General features: G+C 73.7%; 27 protein-coding genes and 1 tRNA gene. 10 read left to right on the top strand and 18 right to left on the bottom strand.

What is annotated here, in order from left to right; genetic code table 11:
- Positions 1 to 316: 316 nt before the first annotated feature.
- The 6 genes from dtd to ACVW07_RS14935 all read right to left on the bottom strand — a co-directional run bounded on the left by dtd (position 317) and on the right by ACVW07_RS14935 (position 5,127).
- Positions 317 to 748, bottom strand: coding sequence for a D-aminoacyl-tRNA deacylase (gene dtd, locus ACVW07_RS14960; protein ID WP_456820025.1), 432 nt, complete (start codon positions 746 to 748; stop codon positions 317 to 319).
- A complete protein-coding gene (locus tag ACVW07_RS14955; RefSeq protein WP_456820024.1) occupies positions 745 to 1,719 on the bottom strand; it encodes an asparaginase in 975 nt (324 codons plus the stop codon). The genes dtd and ACVW07_RS14955 overlap by 4 nt, the downstream gene beginning before the upstream one ends.
- The gene (locus ACVW07_RS14950; RefSeq protein WP_456820023.1) at positions 1,716 to 2,069 is read right to left on the bottom strand and encodes a DUF2516 family protein; all 354 of its coding nucleotides are present in this window, start codon (positions 2,067 to 2,069) and stop codon (positions 1,716 to 1,718) included. The genes ACVW07_RS14955 and ACVW07_RS14950 overlap by 4 nt, the downstream gene beginning before the upstream one ends.
- Positions 2,070 to 2,106: 37 nt before the next feature.
- Entirely contained in the window at positions 2,107 to 3,222 is a 1,116-nt protein-coding gene (locus ACVW07_RS14945) for an FUSC family protein (protein ID WP_456820022.1), read from the bottom strand.
- Positions 3,223 to 3,353: 131 nt separating this feature from the next.
- Positions 3,354 to 4,532, bottom strand: coding sequence for a CAF17-like 4Fe-4S cluster assembly/insertion protein YgfZ (gene ygfZ, locus ACVW07_RS14940; protein WP_456820021.1), 1,179 nt, complete (start codon positions 4,530 to 4,532; stop codon positions 3,354 to 3,356).
- A gap of 7 nt (positions 4,533 to 4,539) precedes the next feature.
- Positions 4,540 to 5,127, bottom strand: coding sequence for an FABP family protein (locus ACVW07_RS14935; protein ID WP_456820020.1), 588 nt, complete (start codon positions 5,125 to 5,127; stop codon positions 4,540 to 4,542).
- A gap of 179 nt (positions 5,128 to 5,306) precedes the next feature.
- Between ACVW07_RS14935 and ACVW07_RS14930 the strand changes: the two genes are divergently transcribed.
- The gene (locus ACVW07_RS14930) at positions 5,307 to 5,678 is read left to right on the top strand and encodes a DsrE family protein (RefSeq protein ID WP_456820019.1); all 372 of its coding nucleotides are present in this window, start codon (positions 5,307 to 5,309) and stop codon (positions 5,676 to 5,678) included.
- A 16-nt stretch (positions 5,679 to 5,694) separates the two neighbouring features.
- Here the strand turns inward: ACVW07_RS14930 and ACVW07_RS14925 are convergent, their stop codons facing one another.
- The 4 genes from ACVW07_RS14925 to ACVW07_RS14910 form a co-directional block, all read right to left on the bottom strand.
- Positions 5,695 to 6,645, bottom strand: a complete 951-nt coding sequence (locus tag ACVW07_RS14925; protein WP_456820018.1) for a peptidoglycan-binding domain-containing protein — start codon at positions 6,643 to 6,645, stop codon at positions 5,695 to 5,697.
- Positions 6,646 to 6,745: 100 nt separating this feature from the next.
- Complete coding sequence (locus tag ACVW07_RS14920) at positions 6,746 to 7,255, bottom strand: DUF4395 domain-containing protein (RefSeq protein ID WP_456820017.1); 510 nt, start codon at positions 7,253 to 7,255, stop codon at positions 6,746 to 6,748.
- A 137-nt stretch (positions 7,256 to 7,392) separates the two neighbouring features.
- Positions 7,393 to 7,863: a thioredoxin family protein gene (locus ACVW07_RS14915; protein ID WP_456820016.1), complete on the bottom strand. Its 471-nt coding sequence runs from the start codon at positions 7,861 to 7,863 to the stop codon at positions 7,393 to 7,395.
- 10 nt (positions 7,864 to 7,873) lie between these two features.
- The gene (locus ACVW07_RS14910) at positions 7,874 to 8,608 is read right to left on the bottom strand and encodes a hypothetical protein (protein ID WP_456820015.1); all 735 of its coding nucleotides are present in this window, start codon (positions 8,606 to 8,608) and stop codon (positions 7,874 to 7,876) included.
- A 148-nt stretch (positions 8,609 to 8,756) separates the two neighbouring features.
- Between ACVW07_RS14910 and ACVW07_RS14905 the strand changes: the two genes are divergently transcribed.
- From ACVW07_RS14905 to ACVW07_RS14895, 3 genes are read left to right on the top strand one after another with little or no spacing between them, the layout of a single operon-like run.
- On the top strand, positions 8,757 to 9,482 hold the full coding sequence (locus tag ACVW07_RS14905) for a winged helix-turn-helix transcriptional regulator (RefSeq protein ID WP_456820014.1): 726 nt from the start codon (positions 8,757 to 8,759) through the stop codon (positions 9,480 to 9,482).
- A gap of 2 nt (positions 9,483 to 9,484) precedes the next feature.
- Positions 9,485 to 10,768: a Na+/H+ antiporter NhaA gene (gene nhaA, locus ACVW07_RS14900; RefSeq protein WP_456820013.1), complete on the top strand. Its 1,284-nt coding sequence runs from the start codon at positions 9,485 to 9,487 to the stop codon at positions 10,766 to 10,768.
- Between the two features lie 10 nt (positions 10,769 to 10,778).
- Positions 10,779 to 11,732 carry an alpha/beta fold hydrolase gene (locus ACVW07_RS14895; RefSeq protein ID WP_456820012.1) on the top strand — a complete coding sequence of 318 codons (954 nt, stop codon included), beginning with the start codon at positions 10,779 to 10,781 and terminating at the stop codon, positions 11,730 to 11,732.
- A gap of 17 nt (positions 11,733 to 11,749) precedes the next feature.
- On the opposite strand, the gene nth is transcribed toward ACVW07_RS14895, so the two are convergent.
- A complete protein-coding gene (gene nth, locus ACVW07_RS14890) occupies positions 11,750 to 12,451 on the bottom strand; it encodes an endonuclease III (RefSeq protein ID WP_456820011.1) in 702 nt (233 codons plus the stop codon).
- A 172-nt stretch (positions 12,452 to 12,623) separates the two neighbouring features.
- Between nth and ACVW07_RS14885 the strand changes: the two genes are divergently transcribed.
- Positions 12,624 to 13,040, top strand: coding sequence for a hypothetical protein (locus tag ACVW07_RS14885; protein WP_456820010.1), 417 nt, complete (start codon positions 12,624 to 12,626; stop codon positions 13,038 to 13,040).
- 141 nt (positions 13,041 to 13,181) lie between these two features.
- Entirely contained in the window at positions 13,182 to 13,859 is a 678-nt protein-coding gene (locus ACVW07_RS14880; protein WP_456820009.1) for a Crp/Fnr family transcriptional regulator, read from the top strand.
- 72 nt (positions 13,860 to 13,931) lie between these two features.
- Here the strand turns inward: ACVW07_RS14880 and ACVW07_RS14875 are convergent, their stop codons facing one another.
- Genes ACVW07_RS14875 through ACVW07_RS14865 form a run of 3 tightly spaced genes read right to left on the bottom strand, consistent with a single transcriptional unit; the run spans position 13,932 to position 14,941 of the window.
- On the bottom strand, positions 13,932 to 14,420 hold the full coding sequence (locus ACVW07_RS14875; protein WP_456820008.1) for a RidA family protein: 489 nt from the start codon (positions 14,418 to 14,420) through the stop codon (positions 13,932 to 13,934).
- A complete protein-coding gene (locus ACVW07_RS14870; protein ID WP_203752980.1) occupies positions 14,420 to 14,578 on the bottom strand; it encodes a DUF4177 domain-containing protein in 159 nt (52 codons plus the stop codon). The genes ACVW07_RS14875 and ACVW07_RS14870 overlap by 1 nt, the downstream gene beginning before the upstream one ends.
- 45 nt (positions 14,579 to 14,623) lie before the next feature.
- A complete protein-coding gene (locus tag ACVW07_RS14865; protein WP_456820007.1) occupies positions 14,624 to 14,941 on the bottom strand; it encodes a WhiB family transcriptional regulator in 318 nt (105 codons plus the stop codon).
- A 223-nt stretch (positions 14,942 to 15,164) separates the two neighbouring features.
- Between ACVW07_RS14865 and ACVW07_RS14860 the strand changes: the two genes are divergently transcribed.
- The 4 genes from ACVW07_RS14860 to ACVW07_RS14845 all read left to right on the top strand — a co-directional run bounded on the left by ACVW07_RS14860 (position 15,165) and on the right by ACVW07_RS14845 (position 19,912).
- Positions 15,165 to 17,624, top strand: a complete 2,460-nt coding sequence (locus ACVW07_RS14860; protein WP_456820006.1) for a penicillin-binding protein — start codon at positions 15,165 to 15,167, stop codon at positions 17,622 to 17,624.
- A complete protein-coding gene (locus ACVW07_RS14855) occupies positions 17,624 to 18,583 on the top strand; it encodes a metallophosphoesterase (RefSeq protein WP_456820005.1) in 960 nt (319 codons plus the stop codon). Before ACVW07_RS14860 ends, ACVW07_RS14855 begins: the two co-directional genes overlap by 1 nt.
- A gap of 52 nt (positions 18,584 to 18,635) precedes the next feature.
- Positions 18,636 to 18,709 (top strand) — tRNA-Pro (locus tag ACVW07_RS14850).
- A gap of 117 nt (positions 18,710 to 18,826) precedes the next feature.
- Complete coding sequence (locus tag ACVW07_RS14845; RefSeq protein WP_456820004.1) at positions 18,827 to 19,912, top strand: HEAT repeat domain-containing protein; 1,086 nt, start codon at positions 18,827 to 18,829, stop codon at positions 19,910 to 19,912.
- A 148-nt stretch (positions 19,913 to 20,060) separates the two neighbouring features.
- Here ACVW07_RS14845 and ACVW07_RS14840 read toward each other — a convergent pair whose 3' ends face one another.
- From ACVW07_RS14840 to ACVW07_RS14825, 4 genes are all read right to left on the bottom strand, one after another.
- Positions 20,061 to 20,927 (bottom strand): DUF4097 family beta strand repeat-containing protein, encoded by an 867-nt coding sequence (locus ACVW07_RS14840; protein ID WP_456820003.1) that lies wholly within the window; start codon positions 20,925 to 20,927, stop codon positions 20,061 to 20,063.
- Positions 20,924 to 21,592 (bottom strand): response regulator, encoded by a 669-nt coding sequence (locus tag ACVW07_RS14835; protein WP_456820002.1) that lies wholly within the window; start codon positions 21,590 to 21,592, stop codon positions 20,924 to 20,926. The genes ACVW07_RS14840 and ACVW07_RS14835 overlap by 4 nt, the downstream gene beginning before the upstream one ends.
- Entirely contained in the window at positions 21,580 to 23,049 is a 1,470-nt protein-coding gene (locus tag ACVW07_RS14830) for a sensor histidine kinase (RefSeq protein ID WP_456820001.1), read from the bottom strand. Before ACVW07_RS14830 ends, ACVW07_RS14835 begins: the two co-directional genes overlap by 13 nt.
- Positions 23,050 to 23,210: 161 nt before the next feature.
- A complete protein-coding gene (locus ACVW07_RS14825) occupies positions 23,211 to 26,501 on the bottom strand; it encodes a glycoside hydrolase family 48 protein (protein WP_456820000.1) in 3,291 nt (1,096 codons plus the stop codon).
- Positions 26,502 to 26,950: the final 449 nt, after the last annotated feature.

Raw genomic sequence — 26,950 nt, 5'->3', positions numbered from 1 at the left:
GAGGTCAGGCCGACCGGAGAACGGGCGACCGTATCGGAGGGGCGACCCGCCGACCTGCGGATGGCGACGCAGGGGTCGCAACGGACCGGAGAGCCGATCGCAGTCCCCCCGCCCGCGGCGGAGAGCAGGCACCGGAGCCCCTCGGGGCACCACGGCCGGCGAACCACCGGGTGTCGGGACGGAGCCGCACCGTCACGGCGGCGTCCGTCACCGGTCAGCCGGTGACACGCGACCTGCGGTCAGGAAGGGCCCCTCGGACGCTTACTCCGAGGGCCCTTTCCGTGCGACCCGCACCGAGCGTCGACCCGCACCGGGCTCAGGGCGCCGACTCCAGCAGGATCGTCACCGGCCCGTCGTTGACCAGCTCCACGGCCATGTCCGCCCCGAACACGCCCGTCGCCACGTCGAGCCCGCGCGCCCGCAGCGCCTCGACGACGGCGTCCACCAACGGCTCGGCCACGGGCCGCGGCGCGGCGGCGTTCCACGTGGGCCGCCGCCCTTTGCGGGTGTCCCCGTAGAGCGTGAACTGGCTGACCACGAGCACGGGCGCACCCGCCTCCACGGCGGACCGTTCGTCGCGCAGGATGCGCAGCTCGGCGATCTTGCGAGCGACGACCTCGACCTGGGCGGGGCCGTCGCCGGGCGTCACGCCGACGAGCGCCACGAGCCCGGGCCGGTCGATCGCGCCGACGACGACGCCGTCCACGGTGACCGACGCCCGCGTGGCCCGCTGGACCACGGCCCTCACGCGTCGGGCCCGAACGTCGCGACGACGGCACCGACCGGCTCGCCGTGGCCGAGCACCGGAGTCGCTCCGAGCGGCCCGACGACAGCAGGGTCGACGCCCGCGACGGCGAGCGCCGCCGCGAGGACCACGTTCCGCGGCCGGGCGGAGCCGTCCGCGATCTTGACCGCCACGGCTCCGCCGTCGGGCAGCCCGGCGGCGTACACGCCGTCGGCGCCGTCCTTCGCGACGAGCCCGGGCACCGCCTGCATGAACCGGGTGGCGTCGCGCCCGGTGCCGGCCACGTGCCAGGGGTGCTGCGACATCGCCCGGGCGACGCGCCCTTCGACGCTCCCCGCACGGGCGGTGGCCAGCCGGCTGAAGGCGCCGGCGAGCCCGGCGAGCGTGGTCGAGAACAGAGGCGCACCGCACCCGTCGACGGTCGTGTGGTCCACCGGCACGCCGGTGAGGGAGGCGACGGCGTCGCGCAGCGCGACCTGCAACGGGTGCTCCGGCGAGAGGTAGTCCTCGGTGGACCAGCCCGCCCACACGGACGTGGCGAGCATCCCGGCATGCTTGCCGGAGCAGTTCTGCGCGAGCGGCGACCGCTCCTGCCCGGTGGCACGCCACTCGTACGCGGCCTCCGGGTCCAGGGGCCAGTCGGGGGTGTTGCGCAGGTCGTCGGCCCGCAGGCCCGCCCGGGAGAGCAGCCCGCGCACCACGTCGACGTGGCCCGCCTCGGCGTTGTGGCTGGCGCAGACGAGCGCCAGCTCCTCGTCGTCGACGTCGAGGCCGAGCCGCAGCATACCGACGGCCTGCAGCGGCTTGAGCGCCGACCGCGCCCAGACGGTCGTCGACGGGTCGCCGAGCGCGAGCCGCACCGACCCGTCGGGGGCGAGCACCACGACGTGCCCCTGGTGCACCGACTCGACCAGGTCGCCGCGCACGACCCGGGCGACCGGGACGGCGTGCGTGCCGACGTCGGACGGGGTCACCAGCCGCGCCCGCTGTCCCACGAACCACCGGAGCCGCCGGAGCCGCCGCCGCGACGCTTCGAGTAGGGCTTGATGGCCGGCCGCACGTCGACCAGGTACACGATCGCCGCGACGGCCGCCAGCAGCCCGAGGAACTGGGGGAACGGGATGACGTTGAGCGGGATGGAGAGGAACGACACCACGACCGCGGCGGCGAGGATCGCGCCCCAGAACGGCTTGGTCCGCTTCCCGCCGTTCGTGAACGCCGACGCCGGACGCGTCATCAGGTCGACGGCCGCCCACACGCACAGCGCGAAGATGGCGAGGTAGAAGAGGAGGAACATGACGACCTGGATGGTGGCGATGGACACGCGCCGAGCCTACGAGACGCACCGCCGACCGGCTGCGTCAGATCTCGGGGAGCCGCTCCCGGGCGTCCCCCGCCGGTACGCCGGCCGTCTCGAGCAGGTCGACGGCCAGCGAGCGGTGCAGCAGGACCAGGCTCTGCGCCTGCCAGTCGTCCGCGGCCAGCACGAACGGGTCCAGGTGGTCGGCGACGTCCAGGAGCCGCTCGCGCGCGCGGTCCGGGTCGCGGCCGCCGCCGAGCGCCGCCGCCAGGTCGTCGGCGGCGCGTGCCGTGGCCTCGACCTGGGCGGCCACGGCGTCGAGGGCGTGCGGCTGCTCGGCCTCCACAGCGGCCCGCGAGCGCCGCACGAGCACGCGCGCGTTGCGCATCGCCCGGTCGACGAGCACCGACGCCTGCACCAGCGACCCGAGCTCGTCGTGGTACCGGCGCCCGGCCGGCGAGAGACGCGCGAGCTCCCGGGCGTTCGTCGACGTCTCCGTCCAGTCGTCGAGCACCGGCTGCGACGCCCTCCCGCGCACCAGCGCGTCGTCGATGTCCGGCAACGACCGCCCGCCGAGGCCGCGGGCGAGGGCGTGCAGCACCGCGGCGAGCTCCTCGGTGGCGGACCTGGCGAGGGCGCGTGAGTGCCGGCGCGGGTCGCTCGGCGTGAGCAGCGCGACCGCGAGCGCCACCGCACCGCCGACCGCGGCGTCGACCCACCGTCCGAACGGTCCGCCGCTGGACATCGGGAGCCCCACGATCACGATCGCCTGGACTCCCGCCTGCGTGGTGAGCATGGCGCCGCGGTCGAGGAACCGGCCGATGAGCGCCGCGACGAACAGCACGACCGCCATCTGCCACGCGCCCGACCCGATGAGGTGGACCACGACGTCGCCGAGCGCCACCCCGAGGGCGACCCCGACCGCCAGCTCGGCCACCCGGCGCACCGACCGGTCCATCGAGAAGCCGAGAGCCACCCACGCGCTGACCGGCGCGAAGAACGGGTAGGGGTGGCCGACGAGGAAGTGCGCGATGCCGAACGCGATGCCGCCCGCGACGGCGGCCTGCAGGATCGGGAACCACGACCCGACCACGCGCGCCCAGCCCTGCCGCACGCGGGCCTCGACGAGCAGCCGGGCGTCGGACCGCGACTCGGGCTGGGCGGCAGCGGTGCTCATGGGACCTCCCCGTCCGGGACCCGCAGGTCCGCGCGTCGTCGTGCAGGACCGCGAGGGCCGGTCACACGCCCAGGGTCACAGGCCGCGGTCACGAGCCCGCGGTCACGAACCCGCCGGCACCAGCCTCGTCGTCACAGGCTCGGGTGCACCCCGAGGCCCCGGGCCACCGGGCCGCGCGGGGCGGGACGGTCCACGGACACGCCCTCCCCCGGCACGACCTCCTCCTGGCCCGCGGCGACGCCTCCGCCCTCGCAGTCCACGACGAGCGTGGCATCGACGGGCGCGGACCGCTTGACGACGGCGAGCGCCACGGGCCCGAGCTCGTGGTGGCGGGCGACCGTGGTGACCTTGCCGACGACGCGGCCGGTCTCGTGGTCGGCGGTGGCCTCGTGGACGTCGGCGCCCGGCTCGGGCAGGAGGTGTCCGGAGCCGTCGAGGTGCAGCAGGACGAGCCGCCGCGGAGGACGTCCGAGGTTGTGCACCCGCGCGACGGTCTCCTGTCCTCGGTAGCAGCCCTTGTGCAGGTGGACCGCGGTGCGCAGCCAGTCGAGCTCGTGCGGGATCGTCCGGTGGTCGACCTCGCGGGCGGCTCTCGGGCGGAACGCCTCGACGCGGACGGCCTCGGAGGCCCAGGTGCCGACCAGCGGCCAGCCGGCGGCCTCCCGGGCGCGGACCTCGTCGACCAGCCGCGCACGCGGGACCAGCACCAGCCGCCACGGGCGGTCGCCACCGGGGTGCTCGTCGTCGGGCGGGCCGTACCGGGTGCCGCCGGGCGCCGTGGTCGGCCACGGGTCCCGCCAGGTGACCGGCTCGTCGGGCGTGCCCTCGGCGGAGACCGGCTCGCCGATCGCGGCCCACTCGTCGGTGACGTCGGCGATCTCGACGCGCAGCGTGAACTTCATCCGGTCGAGCCACGACGCGAGCCCGGCGGGCGTCTCGGTGACCAGCCAGGTCGCCTCGCCGTCGTCGACCACGGCGGCCGCGTGCTCCACGTGCCCCTGGGGGCTCAGCACGAGCAGCTCGGTCGAGGTCCGCGGCGGCAGCGCCGTGAGCTCCTGCGACGTGATGGAGTTCAGCCAGCTCAGCCGGTCGGGGCCACCCACGCGGACCACGCCGAGGTGCGACTGGTCCACGACGGCGCCGCCGCGGGTCAGCGCGCGCTGCTCGGCCGTCGGGTCGCCGTAGTGCCACGCCACGCCGGCGTCCGGTCCGGAGCCGCCGACCGCGCCGCGGCGCTGCAGCAGGGGGCTGACGTGCCGCGGCGGCTCGCCGTGGGCCGTCCCGACCTCGGCCGGTGCGTCGGTGCTCACAGGGCTCTCAGCTCTCGTCGTCGGACGTGGGGGGCTCCGCGCGGGCCAGCCGGGCGGACGCATAGGACTGCATGGGGTGGCCGAACGCGGCGATGTCGTGCGCCCACATGAGCTCGCCCTGCACCAGCCCGTACAGCCGCTTCTCGGCGCTGACGTCGGCGCCGGTCGCGGTCCGGGCGATGAGGTCGCTCACCAGGTCGACCCGCCCCTTGCCGACCGCACCCACGTACAGGGCGACATGGCCCGACGGGTCCGCGACCAGCAGCTCGACAGGATGCTGGTCCTCGGTCAGGTCGTGGGGCCGCTCGGGCGGCACCCGCCAGTAGCCCGACTCCGTGGCCCACACGGGTCCCTCGTCGACGGCGGCGTCCTCGTCGAGCGCCGCCGTGTCGTCCGGTGCGACGACCAGCCGGATGGTCGACGTGTACGACAGGTACGGACCGCCGTCGTGGTCGAACACCACGTCCTGCGTGAACGCCGTCTCGTCGATGCCCGGGTAGCCGACCACACCGGGTCCGTGCCACCGGCCGACGAGCCACGCCAACGGGTAGACCTCGGGGGCGAGGCCCTCGGGGTCCGGCAGGACGAACGGCATGGGTCAGGTCCTCCTGGTGATGAGGCGGGCGTTCAGCGCTGGCCCTTGTAGAGCTTCCACACGACGTACCCCGCGAACCAGCCGATCGTGAGGGCGCTCGCCACGAGCAGCCCGATGAAGACGCCCTCTGTGACAGTCATGCAGCGATCCTAACGAGCACGCACCCCTACCCTGTTCCGGTGAGCACCCCGACGCGCAGCCTGGTGATCAAGACCACGTCCGGCACTGAGCGCCCCGAGTCGACCAACCAGGCGTTCACCGTGGCGGCCGCCGCGGTCGCCGCGGGTGCCCCGGTCAGCCTGTGGCTCACCGGCGAGTCCGCGTGGTTCGGCCTGCCCGGACGGGCCGCCGACCTCGTGCTGGAGCACGCGACCCCGCTCACCGAGCTGCTGGACGTGCTCCTGGAGGGCGGCACCGTCACGGTCTGCACCCAGTGCGCCGCCCGCCGCGGCATCACCCCCGACGACGTGCTGCCGGGCGTGCGTATCGCCGGCGCGGCCGTGTTCGTCGAGGAGTCGCTCGCGGAGGGCGCGCAGGCGCTCGTCTACTGACGGAGCCGCACCGCCGCTACGCCAGGGCGAACAGCCGCTCCCACGTGACGGCGTCCACCTCGCCGGTCCGCGGGACCCGTTGTTGCGCCTGGAAGGCGGCGACGGCCTCGGCGGTGATCGGTCCGAGCTCGCCGTCGCCGTCGAGCTGGGACCCGAAGACCACGTTGAGCCGCATCTGGACGCGCTTGACGTCGTTCCCGGTCGCGCCGGCGGACAGCGTCACCCCGGGGAAGGGTCTGCTCCCGGCAACGAGGTACCACTCGGCCGACTCCTCGTCACCGGCGCGCGTGCAGAACCACAGCCGGCAGGTCGCGCCGGTCGTCGTCGCCAGCAGCTCGCCCCCGGCGCCGGCCACGTGGCCCTCCGGCGACACCATCGGGCGCGGCAGGAGGCGGACCTGGGGGCCGTCCCTCGACTCGAACACGCCGCCGACGCTCCGGGCGCTCGAGCCGTGGACTCCCCAGCCGGACTCGCTCGTGCCCAGAACGCCGGTGCTCTCGGCGCTCGCGCCGTGCGAGCCGAGGCCCGTGGTGCTGGTGCCCAGGACCGCGGTGCCGCTGTCGCTCATGCCGTGGACGCCGAGGCTGGACCCGCTCCTGCCGAAGACCCCCGTGCCGGAGCCGGCACCGAGAGCGTCGAGCTCGAAGGTCTCCGGCGGCACGTGGAGGTTCATGATGCCGGCCGTGCTCTGCACGCTCACCCCGACGACGCCGATCCGCGGCGCGAAGGCTGTGCCCAGCACACCGAACTGAGCGAGGTGGCCGTTGCCGTACACCCCGGCGATCCCGCCTCCCGACGTCTGCCCGACCACGCCGCAGCGTCGGGCGAGCACACGGACACCCCAGTCGGTCGTCGTGCGGTCGTGCGGCTCCGTCGAGAAGGCCGCCCCGGGGAAGCCTGAGGACGGGTGTGTTCCGGTCGCGGTGAACTGGTCGTCGTGCATGGGCGTGGTGCCCCTCTCCGTCACGCCGGCAGGGAGCTCGACGGGCGCGAGCCCGTCTCGATCCTTCCGCTCGGCCAGGAGCGCGTCGAGCACTCGCCGGGGTGGGGCCGGGGCCCGCGAGTGGCTACGCGCGCGCCCGCAGCCGCACACCGAGCAGGTACATCTCGCAGCCCAGGCACAGGCCGAACACCGCGTTGAGGAACGCCGCGACCAGCGCCACCGCCGCCGCGACCGGCACCGCCGCCGGCACGCCCACCAGGGCGAGCACGAGGCCGGCGCCCGTCACGACGAGGCCCACGAGCTGGGCGAACCGCGGCGGACGCGGGTCCTCGAGCTCGGTCGGGGGCGCCAGCCGCGGCCGGACGACCTTCCGGAACACGTTCCCCTGCCAGGTGCCGCCCACCCCGGACGCGACCCCGAGAGCGAACCCCGCGGCGACGACGGCGAGCAGGGCGGTCGCGGCGGGCGACGAGCCGAGGAGCAGCACGCCGACCAGGAGGACGGCGGTGAGCGCGGCGCCGAAGCGGGGGCCGCGGGGGTCGATGCCGGCGGGGGCCGGGACGACGGGATGCGGGACGACGGGGGCCGGGACGACGGACGAGGGGGCAGCAGCGGACGGGACAGGCTCGGACATGAGGGGTCTCCGGAAGGTGGGACGCCCCGGTCGGGGCGCGGCTGGACGGTGGCGGGGCCGGGGTCCTCACCGCCCGACGTGGGCACCGGCTCGCGGTGCTCCGGCAGCCTCGGCGCAGGAGCCGCGGCGCTCGGTCGTCAGCGGGGCGTGACCCCGTCGGGACACGAGCCCCGACACGACGCCAGGGCTGCGAGCACCTGCCGACGGTCGGTCGCGCCGGAGAGGCGGCCGACGACGACGCCGTGGGCGTCGACCAGCAGGGTGGTGGGCGTGCGCATCACGTCGAAGCGTCGCACGAGGTGGAGGTGCTGCTCCACGTCCAGCTCCACGTGTGAGACGCCGTCGTGCTCGGCGGCCACCTCCTCGAGGACGGCGTGCGTACGCCGGCAGGGCGTGCAGACCGCGCTGGAGAGCTGGACGAACGTCAGCTCCGACCCGAGGGGCGCCCCGAGCTCGGCGGCGGTCAGCCGCGTGCCGTCCCCCGTGTCGGGGGTGCGCCCCGCCTGCTCGACGACCCGCGGGTCGACCGCGGTGAACCGGCCGTTGCGCGCGCGCCACCACAGCCCGAGCCCGGTGGCGAGCACCAGGACGGCGAGGACGAGCAGCACGCGACCCACGTCAGCCCCCCAGCACCCGTCCGACGACGTACACGAGCGTGCCCGTCACGGTGACCGGGAGGGTGACGGCGGCGAGCGCCGCCGTCCTGCGCGACAGCGCCGGCAACCGGTCGAACAGGGCGTGCAGGGCGGCGACCAGCACACCGACGGCGAAGCCCGTCGCGGCACCGGGCAGCACCTTCATGTCCGGCAGCAGCGCGCCGGCGAGGGCACCCGCGGCCGTGGCGGCCGCCGTGGTCACGATCGCGCCGAGCCACGGCACGAGGGAGACGGCGACGACGGCGGACCCGACTGCCAGGGCGGTCGCACCGGCGACCACGAGCGACGCGCCGCCGGGCGACCGCCCCGTGGCGACCCAGCCGGTCACGGCGACCGCGACGGCGGTCCCGGCGACCGTGCCGGACACGGACTCCACGAGCCGTGGGCGGCCGTCGCGGCGCAGCAGCTCGTTGACGAAGGCGAGCCCGATCGCACCGGCGAGGACCACCGGCAGGTCCCGCAGGTAGGGCTCGCCGAGCACGAGGTGCACCACCGCGACGGCACCGAGGCCGCCCAGCGCGATGACGGCGGCGGAGCCGGGACGGAAGGGCAGCCCGGCGAGCGTCGGCCAGCCGATGGCGAACAGGAGCGCGAGGAGGCCCGCGGCGCCGGCGACGTAGATCCCCCCGAAGTACCCGGCGACTGCGACCAGGGCGGCGAGAACGGCCGTGACGACCGCGCGTGTGGCGAGCTGCACGGGCCGCTACCGGCGCACGCTGGTCGGGGACGAGGGGGTCTGCACGGCGTCGATTGTCGCAGACCCGCCGCCGCCCCCTGGTCGGTCGGCGCGAACCGCGCGAGCCAGGCGGTACCGTGTGCACCACTCGCACGCGGGGAGGTACCAGGTGGCGGATCTGCTGCTGCTCACTCCAGCGTCCGGCGGCTCCGCCCAGGTGCTCCCGGCCCTCGGTCTGCTGTCCCATCGTGTCCGGGTCCTCCCCGTCGAACCCTCGGCGCTGGTCGACGCACCGGACGCGGACATCGTGGTGCTGGACGCGCGCCGCGACCTCGTCACGGCCCGCACCACCTGCCGCCTGCTGCGCGCCACAGGCCTGACGGTCCCGCTCGTGCTCGTCCTCACGGAGGGCGGGCTCACCGTGGTGACCGCGGAGTGGGGCGCGGACGACATCGTGCTCGAGTCCGCCGGGCCGGCCGAGGTCGAGACGCGGTTCCGGCTCGTCATGGAGCGCGCGGCGACCACGGGGTTCGACGACGCCCCGCAGGAGATCTCCTCCGGCGAGCTCACCATCGACGCCGGCGGCTACACCGCACGTCTCCGTGGCCGCCCGCTCGACCTCACCTACAAGGAGTTCGAGCTCCTCAAGTACCTCGTGCAGCACCCCGGCCGGGTGTTCACCCGTGCCCAGCTGCTCCAGGAGGTGTGGGGCTACGACTACTACGGAGGCACCCGCACGGTCGACGTCCACGTGCGTCGGCTGCGCGCCAAGCTCGGCCCGGAGCACGAGCAGCTCATCGGCACGGTGCGCAACGTCGGGTACCGGTTCGACCCGCCGAAGGACCGGCGCGGCCCGGTCGACGACCGGTCCCTCCCCGAGCCCGCCGACGCCTGACCGTGCGACGCCCCGCTGAGCGCCTCTTCGCGACGCTCACGCCGGGCGGCGAGCGCAACCTCGCCGACACCCTGCGTGAGGAGCGCACCGGCGGCGTGCTGCTGCTGATCGGCACGGTCATCGCCCTGACCTGGGCCAACGTGTGGCCGACGTCGTACCACCAGGTGTCGGACCTCGTGATCGGCCCGGCCGCGCTGCACCTCGACCTGTCGGTCGCCGGCTGGGCGACGGACGGGCTGCTGGCGGTCTTCTTCTTCGTCGTCGGCCTCGAGCTCAAGCGGGAGATCGTCGCCGGCGAGCTGCGTGACCCCCGCCGGGCGGTCGTGCCCATCGTGGCCGCGGTGGGCGGCATGGTCGTGCCCGCCGCCCTCTACGTCGCCGTGAACGTCGGCGCCGACGGCGGCGACCTCACCGGCTGGGCCGTGCCGACGGCGACGGACATCGCCTTCGCCGTCGCGGTCCTCGCCATCGTCGGACGGAGCCTGCCCAACTCGCTGCGCGCGTTCCTGCTCACGCTCGCGGTGGTCGACGACCTGCTCGCGATCATCGTGATCGGCATCTTCTACACGGACCACGTGGCGTTCGGACCGCTCGTCGCGTCCCTTGTCACGGTCGTCGTCTTCGCCCTCGTGGTCCGACGGGGCTGGACGTCGGGATGGCTCCTGCTCCCGCTCGGTGTCCTCGCCTGGGCGCTCCTGCACGCGTCAGGGGTGCACGCGACCATCGCGGGCGTCCTGCTCGGCCTCACCGCCCCCGCGACCGTGGCCGCGACCCAGCGGGCGCGCCGGCTGCCTGAGCCGCCGCAGGAGTCGCTCGCCGAGCAGTGGGAGCACCGGTGGCGCCCGTGGTCCGCCGGGTTCGCCGTCCCGGTGTTCGCGGTGTTCGCCGCCGGGGTGACGCTCGGCGCGGGCGTGCTGCAGAGCACCCTGTCCGATCCCGTCGCGCAGGGCGTCGCGCTCGGACTGGTGGCCGGGAAGCCGCTCGGCATCGTGGCCGCCACCTGGCTCGTCGCCACCTTCACGCGTGCCACGCTCGCCCCGGGGCTCGGCTGGGGGGACGTGCTGGCGGTCGGGCTCGTCGGCGGCATCGGGTTCACCGTCTCGCTGCTCGTCGGTGAGCTCGCCTTCGGCGAGGGCAACCCGCACGACGAGCACGTCGTCGTGGCAGTCCTCGTCGCATCGCTCGTCGCCGCGCTGCTGGGCGGCGCCGCCCTCTGGTGGCGGGACCGGCACCACGCCGGGGACGACGGCACCGGACTCGGTGTCGGCATCGACACGGTCGGGTAGGTTCGCCTCGATGACGACCGTCGACTCCGCCGCGCTCTTGATCGACGGCCCGTGGCAGCACCGGTTCGTGGCCGCGAACGGTGCGCGCTTCCATGTGGCCGCGTGCGGACCCGAGGACCGTGACGCCCCTCTCGTCGTGCTCCTGCACGGCATCCCGCAGTTCTGGTGGGCGTGGCGCCACCAGCTGCCTGCGCTCGCCGAGGCCGGCTACCGGGTCGCCGCGATGGACGTCCGTGGGACCGGCGGGTCCGACAAGCCGCCCCAGGGCTACGACGTGCCGACGCTGGCCACCGACGTCGCCGGTGTGGTCCGGTCGCTCGGCGCGGAACGGGCCGTCGTCGTGGGCAACGGCACCGGCGGTGAGATCGCGTGGGCGCTCGCCGCACTGCACCCGGAGGTGGTCCGGGCCGTCGCCGCTCTCGGGGCGCCTCACCCCCTCGACATGCAGGGCCACCCACGCGCCGCGCTGCGACCGCGGGCGCTGCGCCGGCTGGCGTTCGCACAGCTCCCGTCGTTCCCCGAGCGCGCCCTCGTGCGGGGCGACCTGGTGGTGCAGCTCCTCACCGAGTGGGGCGGCACGCCGGGATGGCTCGACGCGCACACCGAGCGGACGTACCGGGACGCGATCCGGGTGCCGTTCGCCGCCCACAGCCAGATGGAGCAGCTGCGCTGGCTCGTGCGCTCGATGCCCCGGCTCGACGGCCGCCGGTACCACTCGGCGCTCGAGTCGACGCGCCCGCTACCGGTGCTGCAGGTGCACGGCGCCAAGGACGGGCTCCGACCGGCCGCCGGCGCCGCCCTCTCCGCGAGCACGGCCCGGCTCGTCGGTCCGAGCTATCGGTACGAGCTGGTGTCCTCGGCCGGCCACTACCTGCCCGACGAGGTCCCCGAGACGATCACCGAGCTGCTGCTCGACTGGCTCGACGAGACCGTGCGCCCCGACGCTCCTCGTCCCTCCGCCTGACCCGGACGCCGGTCCCGTCACTCCTTGACCATCGCCGCGGCCTTGACCGGGTCGACCTCTCCCACGCCGTACGACGGGCACAGGGACGCCACCGGGCAGGCGCCGCACGCCGGCCTGCGGGCGAAGCAGGTGCGCCGGCCGTGGAAGATCAGCCGGTGGCACGCCATGGTCCAGTCCGCCCGGGGCAGCAGCGCACCGAGCTCGCGCTCCACCACCAGCGGGTCGTCGCTCTCGGTGTAGCCCAACCGCTTGGAGAGCCGCAGCACGTGCGTGTCCGTCGTGATGCCGGGGACACCGAACGCGTTGCCGAGCACCACGTTCGCCGTCTTGCGACCGACCCCCGGCAGGGTGACGAGGTCCTTCAGCCGGTGCGGCACCTCACCGCCGAACCGCTCGACGATGGCCTGCGACAGGCCCGTGACCGAGCGCGCCTTCGCCCGGAAGAAGCCGGTCGGCCGGAGGATCTCCTCGAGCTCGTCCGGGTTCGCCGCAGCGAGCGACTGCGGGTCGGGGTACCTGGCGAAGAGTGTCGGCGTGGTGAGGTTGACCCGGACGTCCGTGGTCTGTGCCGAGAGCACCGTCGCGACGAGAAGCTCGAACGGTGACGTGAAGTCGAGCTCGCAGTGCGCGTCGGGGTACCGCACCGCGAGGGCGCGGTCCACCCGTCGCGCCCGCCGCGTCCGCGCCAGCGGGGACTCCTGCGATGCGGTCGTCGTCACACCGGGAGCCTAGGACGAGCCGCTGACATGCGCGTTCGCTGCCCGGCCTCGGCACGCACGGGTGACACGTGCCCGGTTGCTCCCGTCGGGGGACGTCGGCACGAGTGGGCTCAAGTCGGACGCCGGCGACACCGAGAACGTGGAGGAACACTCCCCGAGGAGGACCTGGCCCATGACGCCACCCGTCGAACAGCGGGTACGTGACCTGCGTCTCGACCGCCGCGCGCTGCGCGTCGAACGCGCCAGGGTGGCCTGGTGGCGGCGGATCGTCCGCGCACGGCTGGACCTGGCTGTCGCCCGGGCCGCCCGTCCGGACGTCCTCGGCGAGGACGTCGCGTTCCAGCTGCCGTTGGAGGTCGGCGTGAGCGTGCCGCGTCCGGCGGAGCTCGCCGCCGTGCTGGGCACGGGCCAGGCCGGTGCCGACGTGGCGCAGCTCGACGAGCTGCACGCGCTCGACGCCCGGCTCGCGACGTACCAGGCGGGCGTCGAGGACGCCCTGACCCACGCCACGGACGAGCTCATCGCCAGCCTCGCGGTCGACCCCTCGACCGCGGCCCAGCTCATCCACCGGCCCCTCGGCCGCAGCTAGGCCGCAGGTCCGGCCCCGCATGGGGCAGACTTGTGGTGGCTGTGGTGGCTCGTCGCCGCCGCCCAGGCTCGATGCCGTCACCGCCCGACCGGGCGTGGACGGCCGGCTGGCCGCACAGCGGCCGGGAAGGTGTGTGCCACGGTGGAGGACGACATCGTGCTGGCGGCCCCGTTGTTCGCTGGGCTCGACCCGGAGGCCTCGTCGGCGCTCGTCGACAGCATGAAGCCGATCGAGGCGGTCCGTGGCGACACGCTCTTCCACGAGGGTGACCCCGGCGACCGCCTCTACGTGGTCCGTGAGGGCAAGATCAAGCTCGGCCGCCGCTCCAACGACGGCCGGGAGAACCTGCTCGCGGTCCTCGGCCCGGGCGAGATGTTCGGCGAGCTCTCGCTGTTCGACCCGGGCCCGCGCACCGCCACCGCGACGGTCGTCGCGGACGCCGTCGTGCTCGAGCTCGGCCACACGGAGCTGGTCCGCTGGCTGCACGACAAGCCCGCGGTCGCCCAGCAGCTGCTGCAGGCCCTCGCCCGCCGGCTGCGCCGCACCAACGAGGCGCTGGCCGACCTCGTCTTCTCGGATGTGCCCGGACGCGTCGCGAAGGCGCTCCTGGACCTCTCGACGCGGTTCGGCGAGCCGGTCGACGAGGGCGTCCGCGTGGCTCACGACCTGACGCAGGAAGAGCTGGCCCAGCTGGTCGGAGCGTCGCGCGAGACCGTGAACAAGGCGCTCGCCGACTTCGCCGCCCGCGGCTGGGTCCGGCGTGAGGGCCGCGCCGTGGTGCTCCTGGACGTCGACCGCCTGGAGCGCCGCGCCCGCTGAGGTGGCCGTGCCGGCCCGGGCGTCCGCGGCCGGCCGCCGGCTCACCGCCGTCGGGCGTACGCCGGCGTGCGGTCAGGCCTCGAGCTCGACGACGATCTCGATCTCCACGGGCGAGTCCATGGGCAGGACGGCCACGCCGACCGCCGAGCGGGCGTGCACCCCGGCGTCGCCGAGCACGTCGTGCAGCAGCAGGCTCGCGCCGTTCACCACCGCGGGCTGCGCGGTGAACCCGGGGTCGCTGGCGACGAAGCCAACGACCTTGACCACACGGGTGATCCGGTCGAGCGCGTCAGCGCCGGCCGGGCCACCGTCGGCTGCGACGACCGCCGCGACCGCGGCCAGGGCGTTCAGCGCCGCCGTGCGGGCGTAGCCGGTGGCGTCCTCGAGCGGGATCCCGGCGCCGACCTTGCCGGTGGCCGGCAGGGCGCCCGCGACGAACGGCAGCTGCCCCGACGTGTGCACGTAGGCGCCGGACCGGACCGCGGGCACGTACGCCGCCAGCGGCAGCGCGACCTCGGGGAGCTCGAGCCCGAGCTCGGCGAGGCGGGCCGCGGCGCCCATCACGACTCCTTGGGCCGCTTGAGGTACGCCACCAGGCCGGCGTCCGGTCCCTGGATCACCTGGACGAGCTCCCAGCCGTCGGCTCCCCACTGGTCGAGGATCGCCTTGGTGGCGTGGATGATGAGCGGAATCGTCGCGTACTCCCACTTCGTGGCCATGCGCCACACCCTAGTGCGGGCCCGGCCGACCTCGTGCGAGCGCTCTCACCGCACGGGCATCGCCAGGCTGTCGGTGCCGACGAGCTCGGACCACCACGACCGGACGTCGGGCCGCCGCCGCAGCAGCGCCCGCCGCTCACGCTCCGTCATGCCACCCCACACCCCGAAGTCCATCCGGTTGTCCAGCGCATCGGCGAGGCACTCCAGGCGCACGGGGCAGCCCAGGCACACGGTGCGCGCCTCGCGTTGGGCAGCACCCTCGACGAAGAGCGCGTCGGGCGAGATCTTGCCGGTGCCGCACGCGGCGACGGCCGTCCAGTGTGCGTCGTAGGTGACTGTCGACACTCGCCCTCCTGGCGCCATGACGGGAGCGTGCCGCAGCGAACGCACCCGGGTCCTGCCGGGAAACTAGCGGGTGCCGCAGGCATCTGGCGAGCCTCCGTTCGGGTCATATCGACTGGTGGACGGGTGACCATGTTCGCCACGGCTCCGACGCATGTGGACGCATGTGCAGGTTGAGTGCAGGTCCCGAGGGCCTGCACCCGTCCGGCGCAGTCCTGACAGGGGCCCCGACTACCCTGTCGGCATGCCGAACCCTGCTCGCTCGCGCGGCCGACAGGTCAACGTCTTCCAGGCGTTGGCCCTTCTGCTGTCCTTCGTCCTGGTGGCGGGGGTCGGTGGCGTGCTCGCCGCAGGCCTGGTCCTGCCTGGGGTGGCCGCCGCGAACGGGGTGACCGACCTGTCGGTGACCGCGTTCGACGGGCTGCCCACCGAGCTCGGCGAGACGACGCTCCCGGAGAAGTCGACGATCCTCGCGGCCGACGGCAGCCTGCTGGCCACGTTCTACAAGCAGAACCGCGTCGTCGTGCCGCTCACCGACATCTCGGTGCAGCTGCAGCACGCGGTGATCGCGACCGAGGACAAGCGCTTCTACAAGCACGCGGGCGTCGACCCGCAGGGCATGGCCCGCGCGTTCGTGCGGAACCTCGGCGGCCAGGACGGCCAGGAGGGCGCATCGACGCTCACCCAGCAGTACGTCAAGAACGTCCTGATCGAGAAGGCCCTGTCCACCGGGACGGAGGCTGAGCAGCTCGCCGCCGTTCAGGCCGCCAAGGAGGCGGACGGGACCGAGGGGTACGCCCGCAAGCTGCGCGAGGCGAAGCTCGCGATCACGCTCGAGAAGACGATGACGAAGGACCAGATCCTCGAGAAGTACCTGAACATCGCGCAGTTCGGCGCGTCGGTGTACGGGGCGGAGTCTGCGGCGCAGCACTTCTTCAGCAAGCCCGCGAAGGACCTCAACTACCTGGAGGCGGCGGCGATCGCCGGCATCACCCAGAGCCCCACGAAGTGGGACCCGGTCGTCAACCCGGAGCCGTCGGAGAAGCGGCGCAACCGCGTCCTGCTCCTCATGTACCAGCAGAAGTACATCACCAAGGCCGAGTACGACGCGGGCATCACGACGCCGCTCGCCGCGACGCTGCACGTGCAGACGCTCCGGCAGGGCTGCATGACGGCGGGCGACGTCGTCGCGGGGTCGGGCTACTTCTGCGACTACGTCACCAAGGTGATCGGCAACGACCCGGCGTTCGGCGCCACGAAAGAGGAGCGGATCACGAACCTGCTGCGCGGGGGCCTGACCATCACCACCACGCTGGACCCGCACCTGCAGGCCATCGCGGACGCCGAGGCGAAGGCCGCGATCCCCGTCGACGACGCGTCGAACGTCGCCGACGCCCTCGTCACCGTGCAGCCGGGCAGCGGCAAGATCCTCGCGATGGCGCAGAACCGGAACTACTCCGCCGTGGCGACCAACCCCCGCGACGAGCCGATCAACTACAACACCGACTTCCAGTACGGCGCCTCGCAGGGCTTCTCCCCCGGCTCGACGTTCAAGCCGTTCACGCTGCTCGAGTGGCTGAAGGAAGGCCACAGCCTGAACGAGACCATCGACGCGACGCCCCTGCAGTACCCGATGAGCGCGTTCCACGGGAGCTGCACCCGCCTCTCCGGTGGCACGTACAAGTTCCACAACTCGGGCAGCGGCGAGACGCACCCGATGTCGGTCGTGGACGCGACCCGCAACTCGGTGAACTCCGCCTACATCGCGATGGGCACCAAGCTCGACCTCTGCGGGATCATGCAGGGCGCGACCGACCTGGGCATCCACACGCCTGGTGACCGCAAGACCGACCCGGCGCCCTACCGGCCCTTCCCGGCCAACATCATCGGCTCGGAGTCGGTCGCTCCGCTGACCGTCGCCGCGGCGTACGCCGCGTTCGCGTCCGGCGGCGTCTACTGCGCGCCGATCGCGATCACGAGCGTCCAGGACGCGGCCGGGAACGAGCTCCCGATCCCGCAGGCGAACTGCCACCAGGCGATCGAGCCCCGGTACGCGAACGCGCTGAACTTCGCGCTCAAGAACGTGTGGACCGGCACCGCGAAGCAGGTGGGCGCGCCGCCGTTCCCGGCCGCCGGCAAGACGGGAACCACGTCCGAGAACGAGTACACCTGGTTCGCCGGGTACACCCCGATGCTCGCCACCGTGACCTGGATCGGGTACAGCGCGAAGCCGACGCCGGTCCAGGACGTGACCATCAAGGGCGAGTTCTACGAGCGCCTGTTCGGCTCCACGTTCGCGGCGCCGCTGTGGAAGTCGTTCATGGTGCAGGCGCTCGACGGCCAGCCCAACCCGGACTTCGCAGCGCCCGAGGACAAGCAGGTCTTCGGCGAGAAGAAGTTCGTCCCGAACGTGGTCGGCAAGTCCGTGGGTGACGCGACCGCGGCGCTCAAGGGTGCCGGGTTCTCCGTGTCCGTCGACCCGAACCAGATCCCGTCCACGGTGCCCGCCGGCTCGGTCGCCGAGCAGAGTCCCACCGGGACCGCCACGCTCGGAGCGGTCGTCACCCTGAAGATCTCGAACGGCCAGCCGCCGACCGGGCAGCCGGGCTTCCCGGGGCAGCCCGGCAACGGCGGCGGGGGCGGGGGCGGGGGCGGCAACGGAGGCGGCGGCAACGGCGGCGGTCCCGGCCGCGGCAACGGCTGATGGGCTCCGTGCCCGGCGGTGCAGGCGCCCTCGCCCGCACCGCCGGCGGGCTCGCCCTCGCAGGGGTGGCCGCGCTCGCCTGGGCGTCGGTCGTCGAGGTGCGCTGGTACGCGCTGCGCGAGCTGACCGTCCCGGTGCTGCCCCCAGGGCAGGCTCCGCTGCGGATCCTGCACCTGTCCGACCTCCACCTGATGCCCGGTCAGCACCGGAAGGTCGACTGGGTCCGTGACCTCGCCTCGCTGGACCCGCACCTGGTCGTCGACACGGGCGACAACTGGGCGCACCTCGACGCCATGCCGGCGCTGCTGCACGCGTTGGAACCGCACCTGGCGAGGCCCGGCGCGTTCGTGTGGGGCTCGAACGACTTCGTCGCGCCGGTCCTGAAGAACCCGGCCCGGTACCTGCTGCCCGACGCCCGCGGGCCGCACCGGCCCCAGCCTGCCCACCTCCCCTGGCGCGAGCTCCGCGCACGGTTCCGTGACGCCGGATGGGTCGACCTCGACAACCGTCGGGACGTCCTCGACCTCGACGGCCGCCGGGTCTCGCTCGTCGGCACCAACGACGCGCACCTGGACCTCGACCGGTACCCCGGTGCGGGCGGCCCGGACGACGCACGCACCGGCGGCACGGCCGTCGACCTGCACCTCGGCGTCACGCACGCGCCGTACCGCCGGGTGCTGGACTCGATGCACGACGACGACGTCGACGTCGTCATCGCGGGCCACACCCACGGCGGCCAGCTCGCCGTCCCCGGCTGGGGCGCGCTCGTCACCAACTGCGACCTCGACACCAGGCGGGCCAAGGGCCTGCACGGCTGGCCCGGGCCGCGGCCCGACCGCCCGGGCGGCGCGGGGTCGACCTGGCTGCACGTGTCGGGCGGCCTCGGCACCTCGCCGTACGCCCCCGTGCGGTTCGCCTGCCGCCCTGAGGCGACGCTCCTGACGCTCGTCGCCGGCTGAGGGTCCCGGTTTCGTCCGAACGGCACCCGTCGGCTATCCTTACGGGGCTCCACGGGGTGTGGCGCAGCTTGGTAGCGCGCTTCGTTCGGGACGAAGAGGTCGTGGGTTCGAATCCCGCCACCCCGACAGTGTGAAAGGCCCTCACGGTCAGCGGAAACGCTCGGGCGTGAGGGCCTTTCGCGTGACGGTGGTACCGGCAGGATCGTGCTCGGGCCACCCCTCGGTGCGGGACGGAGAGACCTGGTGGACAGCGAGAGCGCCTGGCTGCAGCTCCTTGCACTGGGTGACCGGCCGGCGGACGAGCTCGATGACGATGCCGCGTTCACGCTCGTTCGGCTTTTGCAGAAGCGCGGCGAACCGGTCGTGCTGGAGTGGGCACTCCCAGCCCTGACAGAGGAAGACCCATGGTCGCGACAGGCGGCGGCCTGGGTGCTGGGCGAGCTGGGATACGAGCACGGGCGTCCGTTCGCGGAACAGGTCGTGCCTGCCCTGTCCTCGGCGGCGCGGCATGAGCGCGACGCGGAGACCCGACGATGGCTCGTCTCGGCGCTCGGCCGCGCCGAGGACCCCGCCTGGGTGCCGGAGCTGCTGCTGTACGTCGACGACGACGACCCGATCGTGCGCGAGCACGTCGCACGGTCGCTCCCCATCATGTTCTGCGGCGAGGAGCTGTCCCCGCAGGCCGTCGCTGCGCTCATCAGCCTCTCGGGTGACGTCGACCCGGGCGTGCGCGACTGGGCCACGTTCGGCCTCGGGACGCTGAGCACGCTCGATGGCGAGGAGATCCGTCATGCCTTGGCGGAACGGCTCGACGACGACGGCGGTGACACCCGGTTCGAGGCGTCCCTGGGGTTGGCGCGCCGGGGCGACGATCGTGCCCGGGCCGCGATACGGCGCCGGCTCGACGAGGGGGCATCGACCATCTACCTCCTGGACCTGGTGGCCGCCGCTGCGCTTGCCGACCCGGCTCTCCTGCCGGCGCTCGGCCGGCTCCGGGAGGACTGGGCGGGCGATTCCGACCCGCACACCGAGGCACTGGACCACGCCATCGACCGTTGCGATCCCGCGGCCCATCTGCGCGCGGCCGCCGTGCAGGTCGCCCTCGCCGAGGGCGTCAACCGAGGCTTGGCCGACATCGGGTGGACCGTCGCCGCCGACGGCGCGTACCCGATGACGGTCCTCACGGTCCGCCGTCCGGACGGGACCGCCGACGGCGCGGAACGGCTGTGGGACGGGGTCGGCCCCTCGTCGTTCGAGATCGACGACGAGATCGCACGGTGGACCGCGACCGTCAGGCTCGCGGCGGCCGCCGGTGCACCCGACGCGTGACGGACGTCTGCGCCACCCGCTCACACAGGTCGACGGCGCACGTGCAGCACCCGGTCGCCCTGGATCGCCGCGTCGGGGTCCCAGCCGTCAGGCTGCGGCCGGTGCGTCACGACGACCACGTGGTCGACCCGCCCGGCGCGGGCCGCGCTCAGCCGTTCGGGCCCAGGTAGGCCACGTTGCCGTCGCTGGCGTGGATCCGCACGTGGACGCTCGCGCCCGGGTCGGTGGTGCCCGTGACGGTCTGGTGTCCGTCCGCGACGGAGATGTCGAGCGCCACGGGCTCCCCCGTGCCGTAGACGGTCACGTCGCCGTCGCTCGCCGAGGCGTCGACGTCGCCGTGCACCGCCGAGAGCTCGATGCGGCCGTCGCTGGAGTGCACGTCGGCACGGCCGGACACGTCGGAGACGTCCACGCGGCCGGCCGAGGACGACACGTCCACGTCGCCCTGCACCGAGGACACGTCGATCCGCCCGTCGCTGCCGTGGACCGACACGTCGCCGACCACGTCCTCGACCACGGTCGCGCCGTCGGACGTGTGGGCGTCGAGCGACCCGCGCAGCGCCTGGGCGGACACGTCGCCGTCGGACGCCTCGATCTCGACGTCGGTGCCCTCGGGCACCTGCACGACCAGCGACGCGGAGCACACACCGGGGCTCCACCAGTCGCACCTGTGCTGCACCAGGAGCCGGCCGCCCACCACGTCCACGCTGTAGCGGGGGGTCGCGAGCGCGCTGCGGGACTCGCGGCGGACGACGACCTCGGAGCCGCCCGTGGTGACCGTGACGTCACCGTCCGCGACGAGGCGGACCACCGGCAGAGCGTCGTAGGTGGCGGTGCGCGCCGTGGACTCGACGTCGACGTTGGCGGCGACGAGCTGGCCGGTCGCGCTGTACGCGCTGCCGAGCAGGATCAGCCCGCCGAGGACTCCGCCGGTCCAGACGAGCGCCCGTGAGCCCGGCGAGCGAGGAGGTGCCGGCGGTGGCGGCTGAACAGGACTCTCGAGCGTGGCGGTCATGGCCGTTCTCCTGTCGAAGGCGTGTGCTCGAGCCAGCGCAGCACCGCGAGGACGCGGCGGTGGTCGTCGCCGTCCGGGGGCAGCCCGAGCTTGGTGAGGATGGAGGTGACGTGCTTCTCGACGGCGGGGAGCCCGACGACGAGGCGGTCGGCGATCGCCGCGTTCGATCGCCCCTCGGCCATCAGGCCCAGGACGTCCCGTTCGCGCGGGGTGAGCGTCTCCAGCCCGGACCTGCGGGTCCGGGCGAGGATCTGGGCGACGACCTCGGGGTCGATCACGGTGCCGAGCCCGGCCACCCGCGCGAGCGCGTCGAGGAACTCGTCCACGTCCGCCACCCGGTCCTTGAGCACGTACCCCAGGCCGCGGACGTCGCCGGCGAACAGGTCCCGTGCGTAGCGCTGCTCGACGTACTGCGAGAGCACCAGCACCGGCAGCCGCGGGTGCAGGCTGCGCAGGTGGACGGCGGCCCGCAGGCCCTCGTCGGTGTGCGTCGGGGGCATCCGGACGTCGGTCACGAGCACGTCGGGAAGCGTCGCGCCCGGGCCGAGCGCGGCGACGAGCTCGTCGGCGGTCGGGTAGCCGGTCACCTCGTGCCCCTCCGCGGTCAGCAGGCGCGTGAGCCCGTCGAGCAGGAGGACGGAGTCCTCGGCGATCACGATGCGCACGGCACCTCCACGGTGAGTCGGGTGCCGGCTCCGGCCGGGCTGTCCAGGTCGAACGTGCCGTCCAGCGCCGCGACCCGGCTGCGCAGGCCGTCGAGCCCGCTGCCCGGGTGGGCGGTGGCACCACCGACCCCGTCGTCCTGGACCACGAGCCTCAGCCGGCCGTCGTGCACGCCGGCCTCGACCCGGACGAGCCGGGCGCGGGAGTGCTTGGCGGCGTTGGTCAGCGCCTCGGCGGCCACGAAGTAGGCGGCGGCCTGCGCCGACGTGCCGGCGGTGCCGAGCAGGGTGGGGTGCGGGACGCTCACCTCGACGGGCACCGGGCTGCGGGCGGCGAGTGCCGACAGTGCCGCGTCGAGGCCGCGGTCGGTGAGCACGGCAGGGTGGATGCCGCGGACGAGGTCGCGCAGCTCGGCGAGGGTCTCCTTGACCTCGCGGTGCGCGTGGTCGAGGGCTGCCGCGGCCGCCTCGGGGTCCGCGGTCGCCGTCCGGCGGGCCACGCCGAGCTCGACGCCGAGCGCCACGAGCCGCTGCTGGGCGCCGTCGTGCAGGTCGCGCTCGATGCGGCGGCGCTCGTCGTCCGCGGCACCGACCGCGGCGGTCCGGGTCTCCTGCAGGTGCTCGGCACGGCCCTCGGCTCGCGCGGCACGCTCCTGCGCCGCGAGGACCGCCAGGTCCCGTGCGGACGCGCCCAGCGTGAAGCGTGCGAGGCGGACCTGGGCGAGCGTGCTCGCCTGGGCCACGAGCGCCGCCAGCCAGATCGCGACGACGCCGCCGACCATGGTCGCCGTCCAGTGGCCCGGCAGGTGCACGTCGGGCAGCGCCGCCGAGAGGATCGGGTACACCACGAGCGCCAGCCCGCCGGAGCCGAGGGCCGTCACGAGCACGGTCGCGACGGTCATGAGGAGTCCCGCGACCACGACGTACGCCACGTGCCCCCACGTCCTGGCGTCCGCGAGGATGGCGACCCACTGCGGCCACCAGCCGTCCCGGGACGGTTGCCGGTACCGAGGTGCGGGGATCTCGACGAGCGACTGAGCGGCGAGCCTGGCCCGCTCCAGCTGGGCGTACGGGCGCGTGGTCCACAGCGTCAGGACCAGGACCGGGACACCCACCAGGAACACGACGCCGAGGCCGGCCGCCAAGGACAGTGCCACCGACAGCCAGAAGCCCATGATGAAGAGGGCGACGCTGCCGACCACGATCTGCGAGATCGCGCGCCACGTCGCGGCCGACACGGGCGCGGTGACCAGGGCTCGCACGCCGGCCAGCGCCGGCGCGACGACGCGGAGGTCGTCGTCCGTGGTCACCGGGGTCGGGGCGGTGGTCGCGGCGGCGGCGGTCGCCGCCGGGGGCCGGCCGGCGGCCCGGGGGTGGACAGCGGTCGGCGCGTCGGCCGCGCCGCGTGCCCCGGGCGGCGGCAGCGGCGTCGTCGTCGTGGCGGTGTCGTCGAAGCTCATGCTGACGACGCTAGGCCCCGGCCCCGGCCCTCGGACACCAGGGGCCCCCACCGACCCACAGGTGGGACACCCCTACCCCTCCGGAGACGGCCGAGGGGCCGGCCCCGGGAATGTCCCGGGACCGGCCCCTGGTTGCCGCTCGAGGCGGCGGAGCAGCTCGATCAGCTGCAGGTGGCGCCGTTCAGCGTGAACGACGTCGGGTTGTTGTTGGTCCCCGAGTGGGAGCCGTTGAACCCGATGTCGACCGACTGGCCCGCACCGAGCGAGCCGTTCCACGCCGCGTTCTTCGCCGTCACGGCCGTGCCCGACTGCGACCAGTCGGCGCTCCAGCCCTGCGTGACCTTCTGGCCGTTCGCGAACGAGAAGCCGAGGCTCCAGCCGTTGAGCGCCGTGGTGCCCGTGTTGGTGACCTTCACCGACGCCGTGAAGCCGTTGTTCCAGCTGTTGGCGGTGTAGGACACCTTGCAGGTGGCGGTCGTGGTCGTCGACTTCGTGGTCACCGACAGGGCGGACGAGGCCGCCGAGACGTTGCCCGCGTTGTCACGCGCCCGGACGGTGTACTGGTACGCCGTCGCGGCCGTGAGACCCGAGTCCGTGTACGAGGCGGAGGTCGGGGTACCGACCTTCGTGGTGCCCCGGTACACGTCGTAGCCCGCGAGGCCGGAGCCACCGGTGTCGGTGGACGCCGCCCAGGTGAGGGTCACGGCCGTCTGGGTCACCGTGGTGGCGACCAGACCGGTCGGGACGCTGGGCGGGTCACCGTCGGTGACCTGGGCCTTCGTCGTGACGGGCAGCGCCGAGGACGCCGCCGACACGTTGCCCGCCACGTCCTTCGCCCGCACGGTGTACGAGTACGCCGTGGACGGGCTCAGGCTCGTGTCGGTGTACGACGTGGTGGTCGAGGAGCCGACCTTCGTCGTGCCGCGGTAGACGTCGTACCCCGCCACGCCCGAGCCACCGGTGTTGTCGGTGGACGCGGTCCAGGACAGGGCGACCGTGTCCGACGTGATCGTGCCGGCGGCCAGACCCGTCGGGACGCTCGGAGCGGTCGTGTCGGACGTCCCGGCCTTCGTCGTGACCGTGAGGCCCGACGACGCCGCCGAGATGTTCCCGGCCACGTCCTTGGCCTGCACCGTGTAGGTGTACGCCGTCGACGGGCTCAGGCCGGTCTCGGTGAACGACGCGGTGGTCGAGGAGCCGACCTTCGTCGTGCCGCGGTAGATGTCGTACCCCGCCACGCCCGAGCCGCCGGTGTTGTCCGTCGACGCCGTCCACGTGATCGTGGCGCTGGTCGACGTCAGGGTGCCGGCTGCGAGGCCCGTCGGGACCGACGGTGCCGTGGTGTCGTCCGTCGGCGTGGTGGTGCCGAACAGACGGTCGTAGTCCGCCAGTGCCGCCGCGATGGCCGTCTGCGCCCAGAACCGGTGGAACCGGAGCGTGGGGGCAACACCCGTGTCGAGGGCCGTCTGGACCTTCGACCACTGCGGGTCCTGCTTGTACCAGGTGCGGATGTCGAGGAACGAGACACCCGGCTTGATGACGTCACCGTTGGGCATCTTGCCGGTCCAGCCGGACGGGACGTAGACGCCGTCGCCACCGGCGACGTAGGTGTCGTCGAACCGCAGGAAGTCCTTGCGGGTCTCGTCGGTCGTGATGCCGACGGCGTCCTGGTCGGAGTTCCAGATGGCGTCGAGCAGCGCCTTGGCCTTCGCGGCCGTGGCGGTGTCGCCCGCCTTGGCGGCGTAGAACAGGAGCGCACGAGCGGTGTCGCCGGCGACGCCGACGTCCTGGCCGGTGCTCTTGACCGTCACCGAGAGACCGGAGTTGCTGCCCGGGTTCGTCGAGCTCCAGGTGTCGGGCTTGCCCGACCACGTGAGCTCGGACGGGACGGACCAGTTGTCGCCCGAGACCGAGATGTTCTTCACGACCCAGGGGACCCACCTGTCGAGGATCGCCTTGGCCTGCGTGTTGCCCGACGCGTTGTAGAGCTCCGCGACGCGCTGCATGCTCCACGCCTGCATGCCGAACCACTGGTTCGACGGCGGGTCGTTGTAGACCGGGGCCTCGGTGTACGCCATGCCGTAGAACGTCGGCGTGCCCGACGGCGGGGTGGCGTACGCGCCGTCCCAGCTGTTGGTCGCGCCACCGGCGATGCCGCCCTCAGGGGCCTGCAGCCACTTGTAGAACTCGAGCTGACGGGTCAGCGACTTCGACCAGTCGTCCTTGGCGGTCGGCGACTTGGGGATGAACGAGGTGTCGTTCGACAGCGCGTAGGCGGCCATGGGGTTCTGGTAGCCGAAGTGCATGTGCGACGAGCCGATGCGCCAGGCCCAGCCGGCCGACGAGTCGAGCGCGCCACCCCAGGCGTAGTACCAGCTCAGCAGGTAGTGCTCGCTGCTGCGGCCGGAGCCCGCGGGGCAGGACGGGCTGGTGCACCCGATCTGCTTGAAGTACTTGTCGAACAGGGAGTAGCGCAGGTAGTCGCCCATCTTGGACGCCTTGGCGACCGTGGTCGCGACGTCCGCCTGCTTGCCCTGGGCGGTCGCCCACTTGTTGGCCCAGTAGACGGCCTCGATCGCGCGTGCGTCGGCGTCGGGGGCGTTGGTGAACTTCCACTGCTTGGCGGGGGTGCCGGTGTCCTTGGTGAACAGGTCCAGGAAGCCGTTGGGCCCGCCGTACTTGAACTCCTCGCAGGACGGCTGCGGGATGGTCTCCCAGACCGACTCCTGCGGACCGCGCTGGAAGGTGTTGATGTAGGACGTGCCGGTCGCTGTCGGGCCGAGCTCGCAGCCCGCGCCCGGCGTCGAGCCGAAGCCGTACTTGTTGTCGACGTCGGCGAGCCAGTGCATGCCGTAGATGTCCGGCGTGCCGTAGGCGGACTTGAGCTCGGCCGCGATCGGGTCGCTGCCCGAGGTGACGCCGCTGCTGAGCTGCGACGGGTACTGGCTCGGGTGGTTGAACTCGGACGCGTACGTGGCGGGGCTCGACGCGTTGTAGAACGAGTTGGTGGGCTGGTCCGCGCTCGTCGGGATCATGTACTTCTCGAGCGTGTCCCAGGCGTGGTTGATCGGTGCCCAGTCGCCGGTGACCTGGCCGTACAGGGCCTCGAGCCACACCCAGTAGGAGTAGGCCTCGGAGGTGGTCTCGTGGCCGTAGTCGGGGGCCTCGACGAGGAGCGTCTCGACGGAGTGGTACGGGATGCCCTGCGGGCTGAAGTAGCCGTTCGCGGGGTCCTTGATCTTGTTGTACTGCGCGAGGAACCTCTGCGCGTACTCGCCGTTGGAGGCCGCGAGCTTGACGGGCGAGGCCGCGGGGACGACGACCGAGGCGGGCAACGCGCCGCCGCCGGTCGCGGCGAGCGCAGGCTGCATGCCGGCGACCGCCAGGAGCGACGAGGTACCGAGGGTGGCCAGTGCCACCCAGGTTCCTCGCCGTCGGGTCAATGAGGACATCTCTCGTACCTTTCTGGCTTGCGGGGCGGCGAACCGCAGCATCGCGGGACGACGGCCCGCCGTCCGGCACGTGCGTGTGCGCGAGCCGGACTGTGGCGGGAGGTGCACGAAGGACCGGGCCGGCGCGGACCCGGACGCACGCAGCGGCGCGGGCGGTCGGAGCGACGGTCGGGACGGCGACCACCCTCGTGTCGCGCACAAGGGGCGTCCAGACTCCTAAACCTTTTAGGAGAGGTCCGGCTGGGAGCGCGACCACATGCCGTGACGAGCGACGACGCCGCGGCGCCGGGTCGCGCGCGCGGGCCGGGCGCCGGGGTGGCGGACCCAGCGGCCGACTGGCGAGACGAATCACCCGAGGACGGGACATTTGCCCCGTCGACCTGCCAGGGTGGGCGTGCGCCCGGCAGCGACGCCGCGACACCCCCGTCCCGACACTGCAGGAGGCCCCC

The sequence above is a fragment of the Cellulomonas sp. URHB0016 genome (assembly GCF_054057935.1).
The sequence above is the reverse complement of the archived record's forward strand: the minus strand, read 5'-3'. Positions and strand labels throughout refer to the sequence as shown.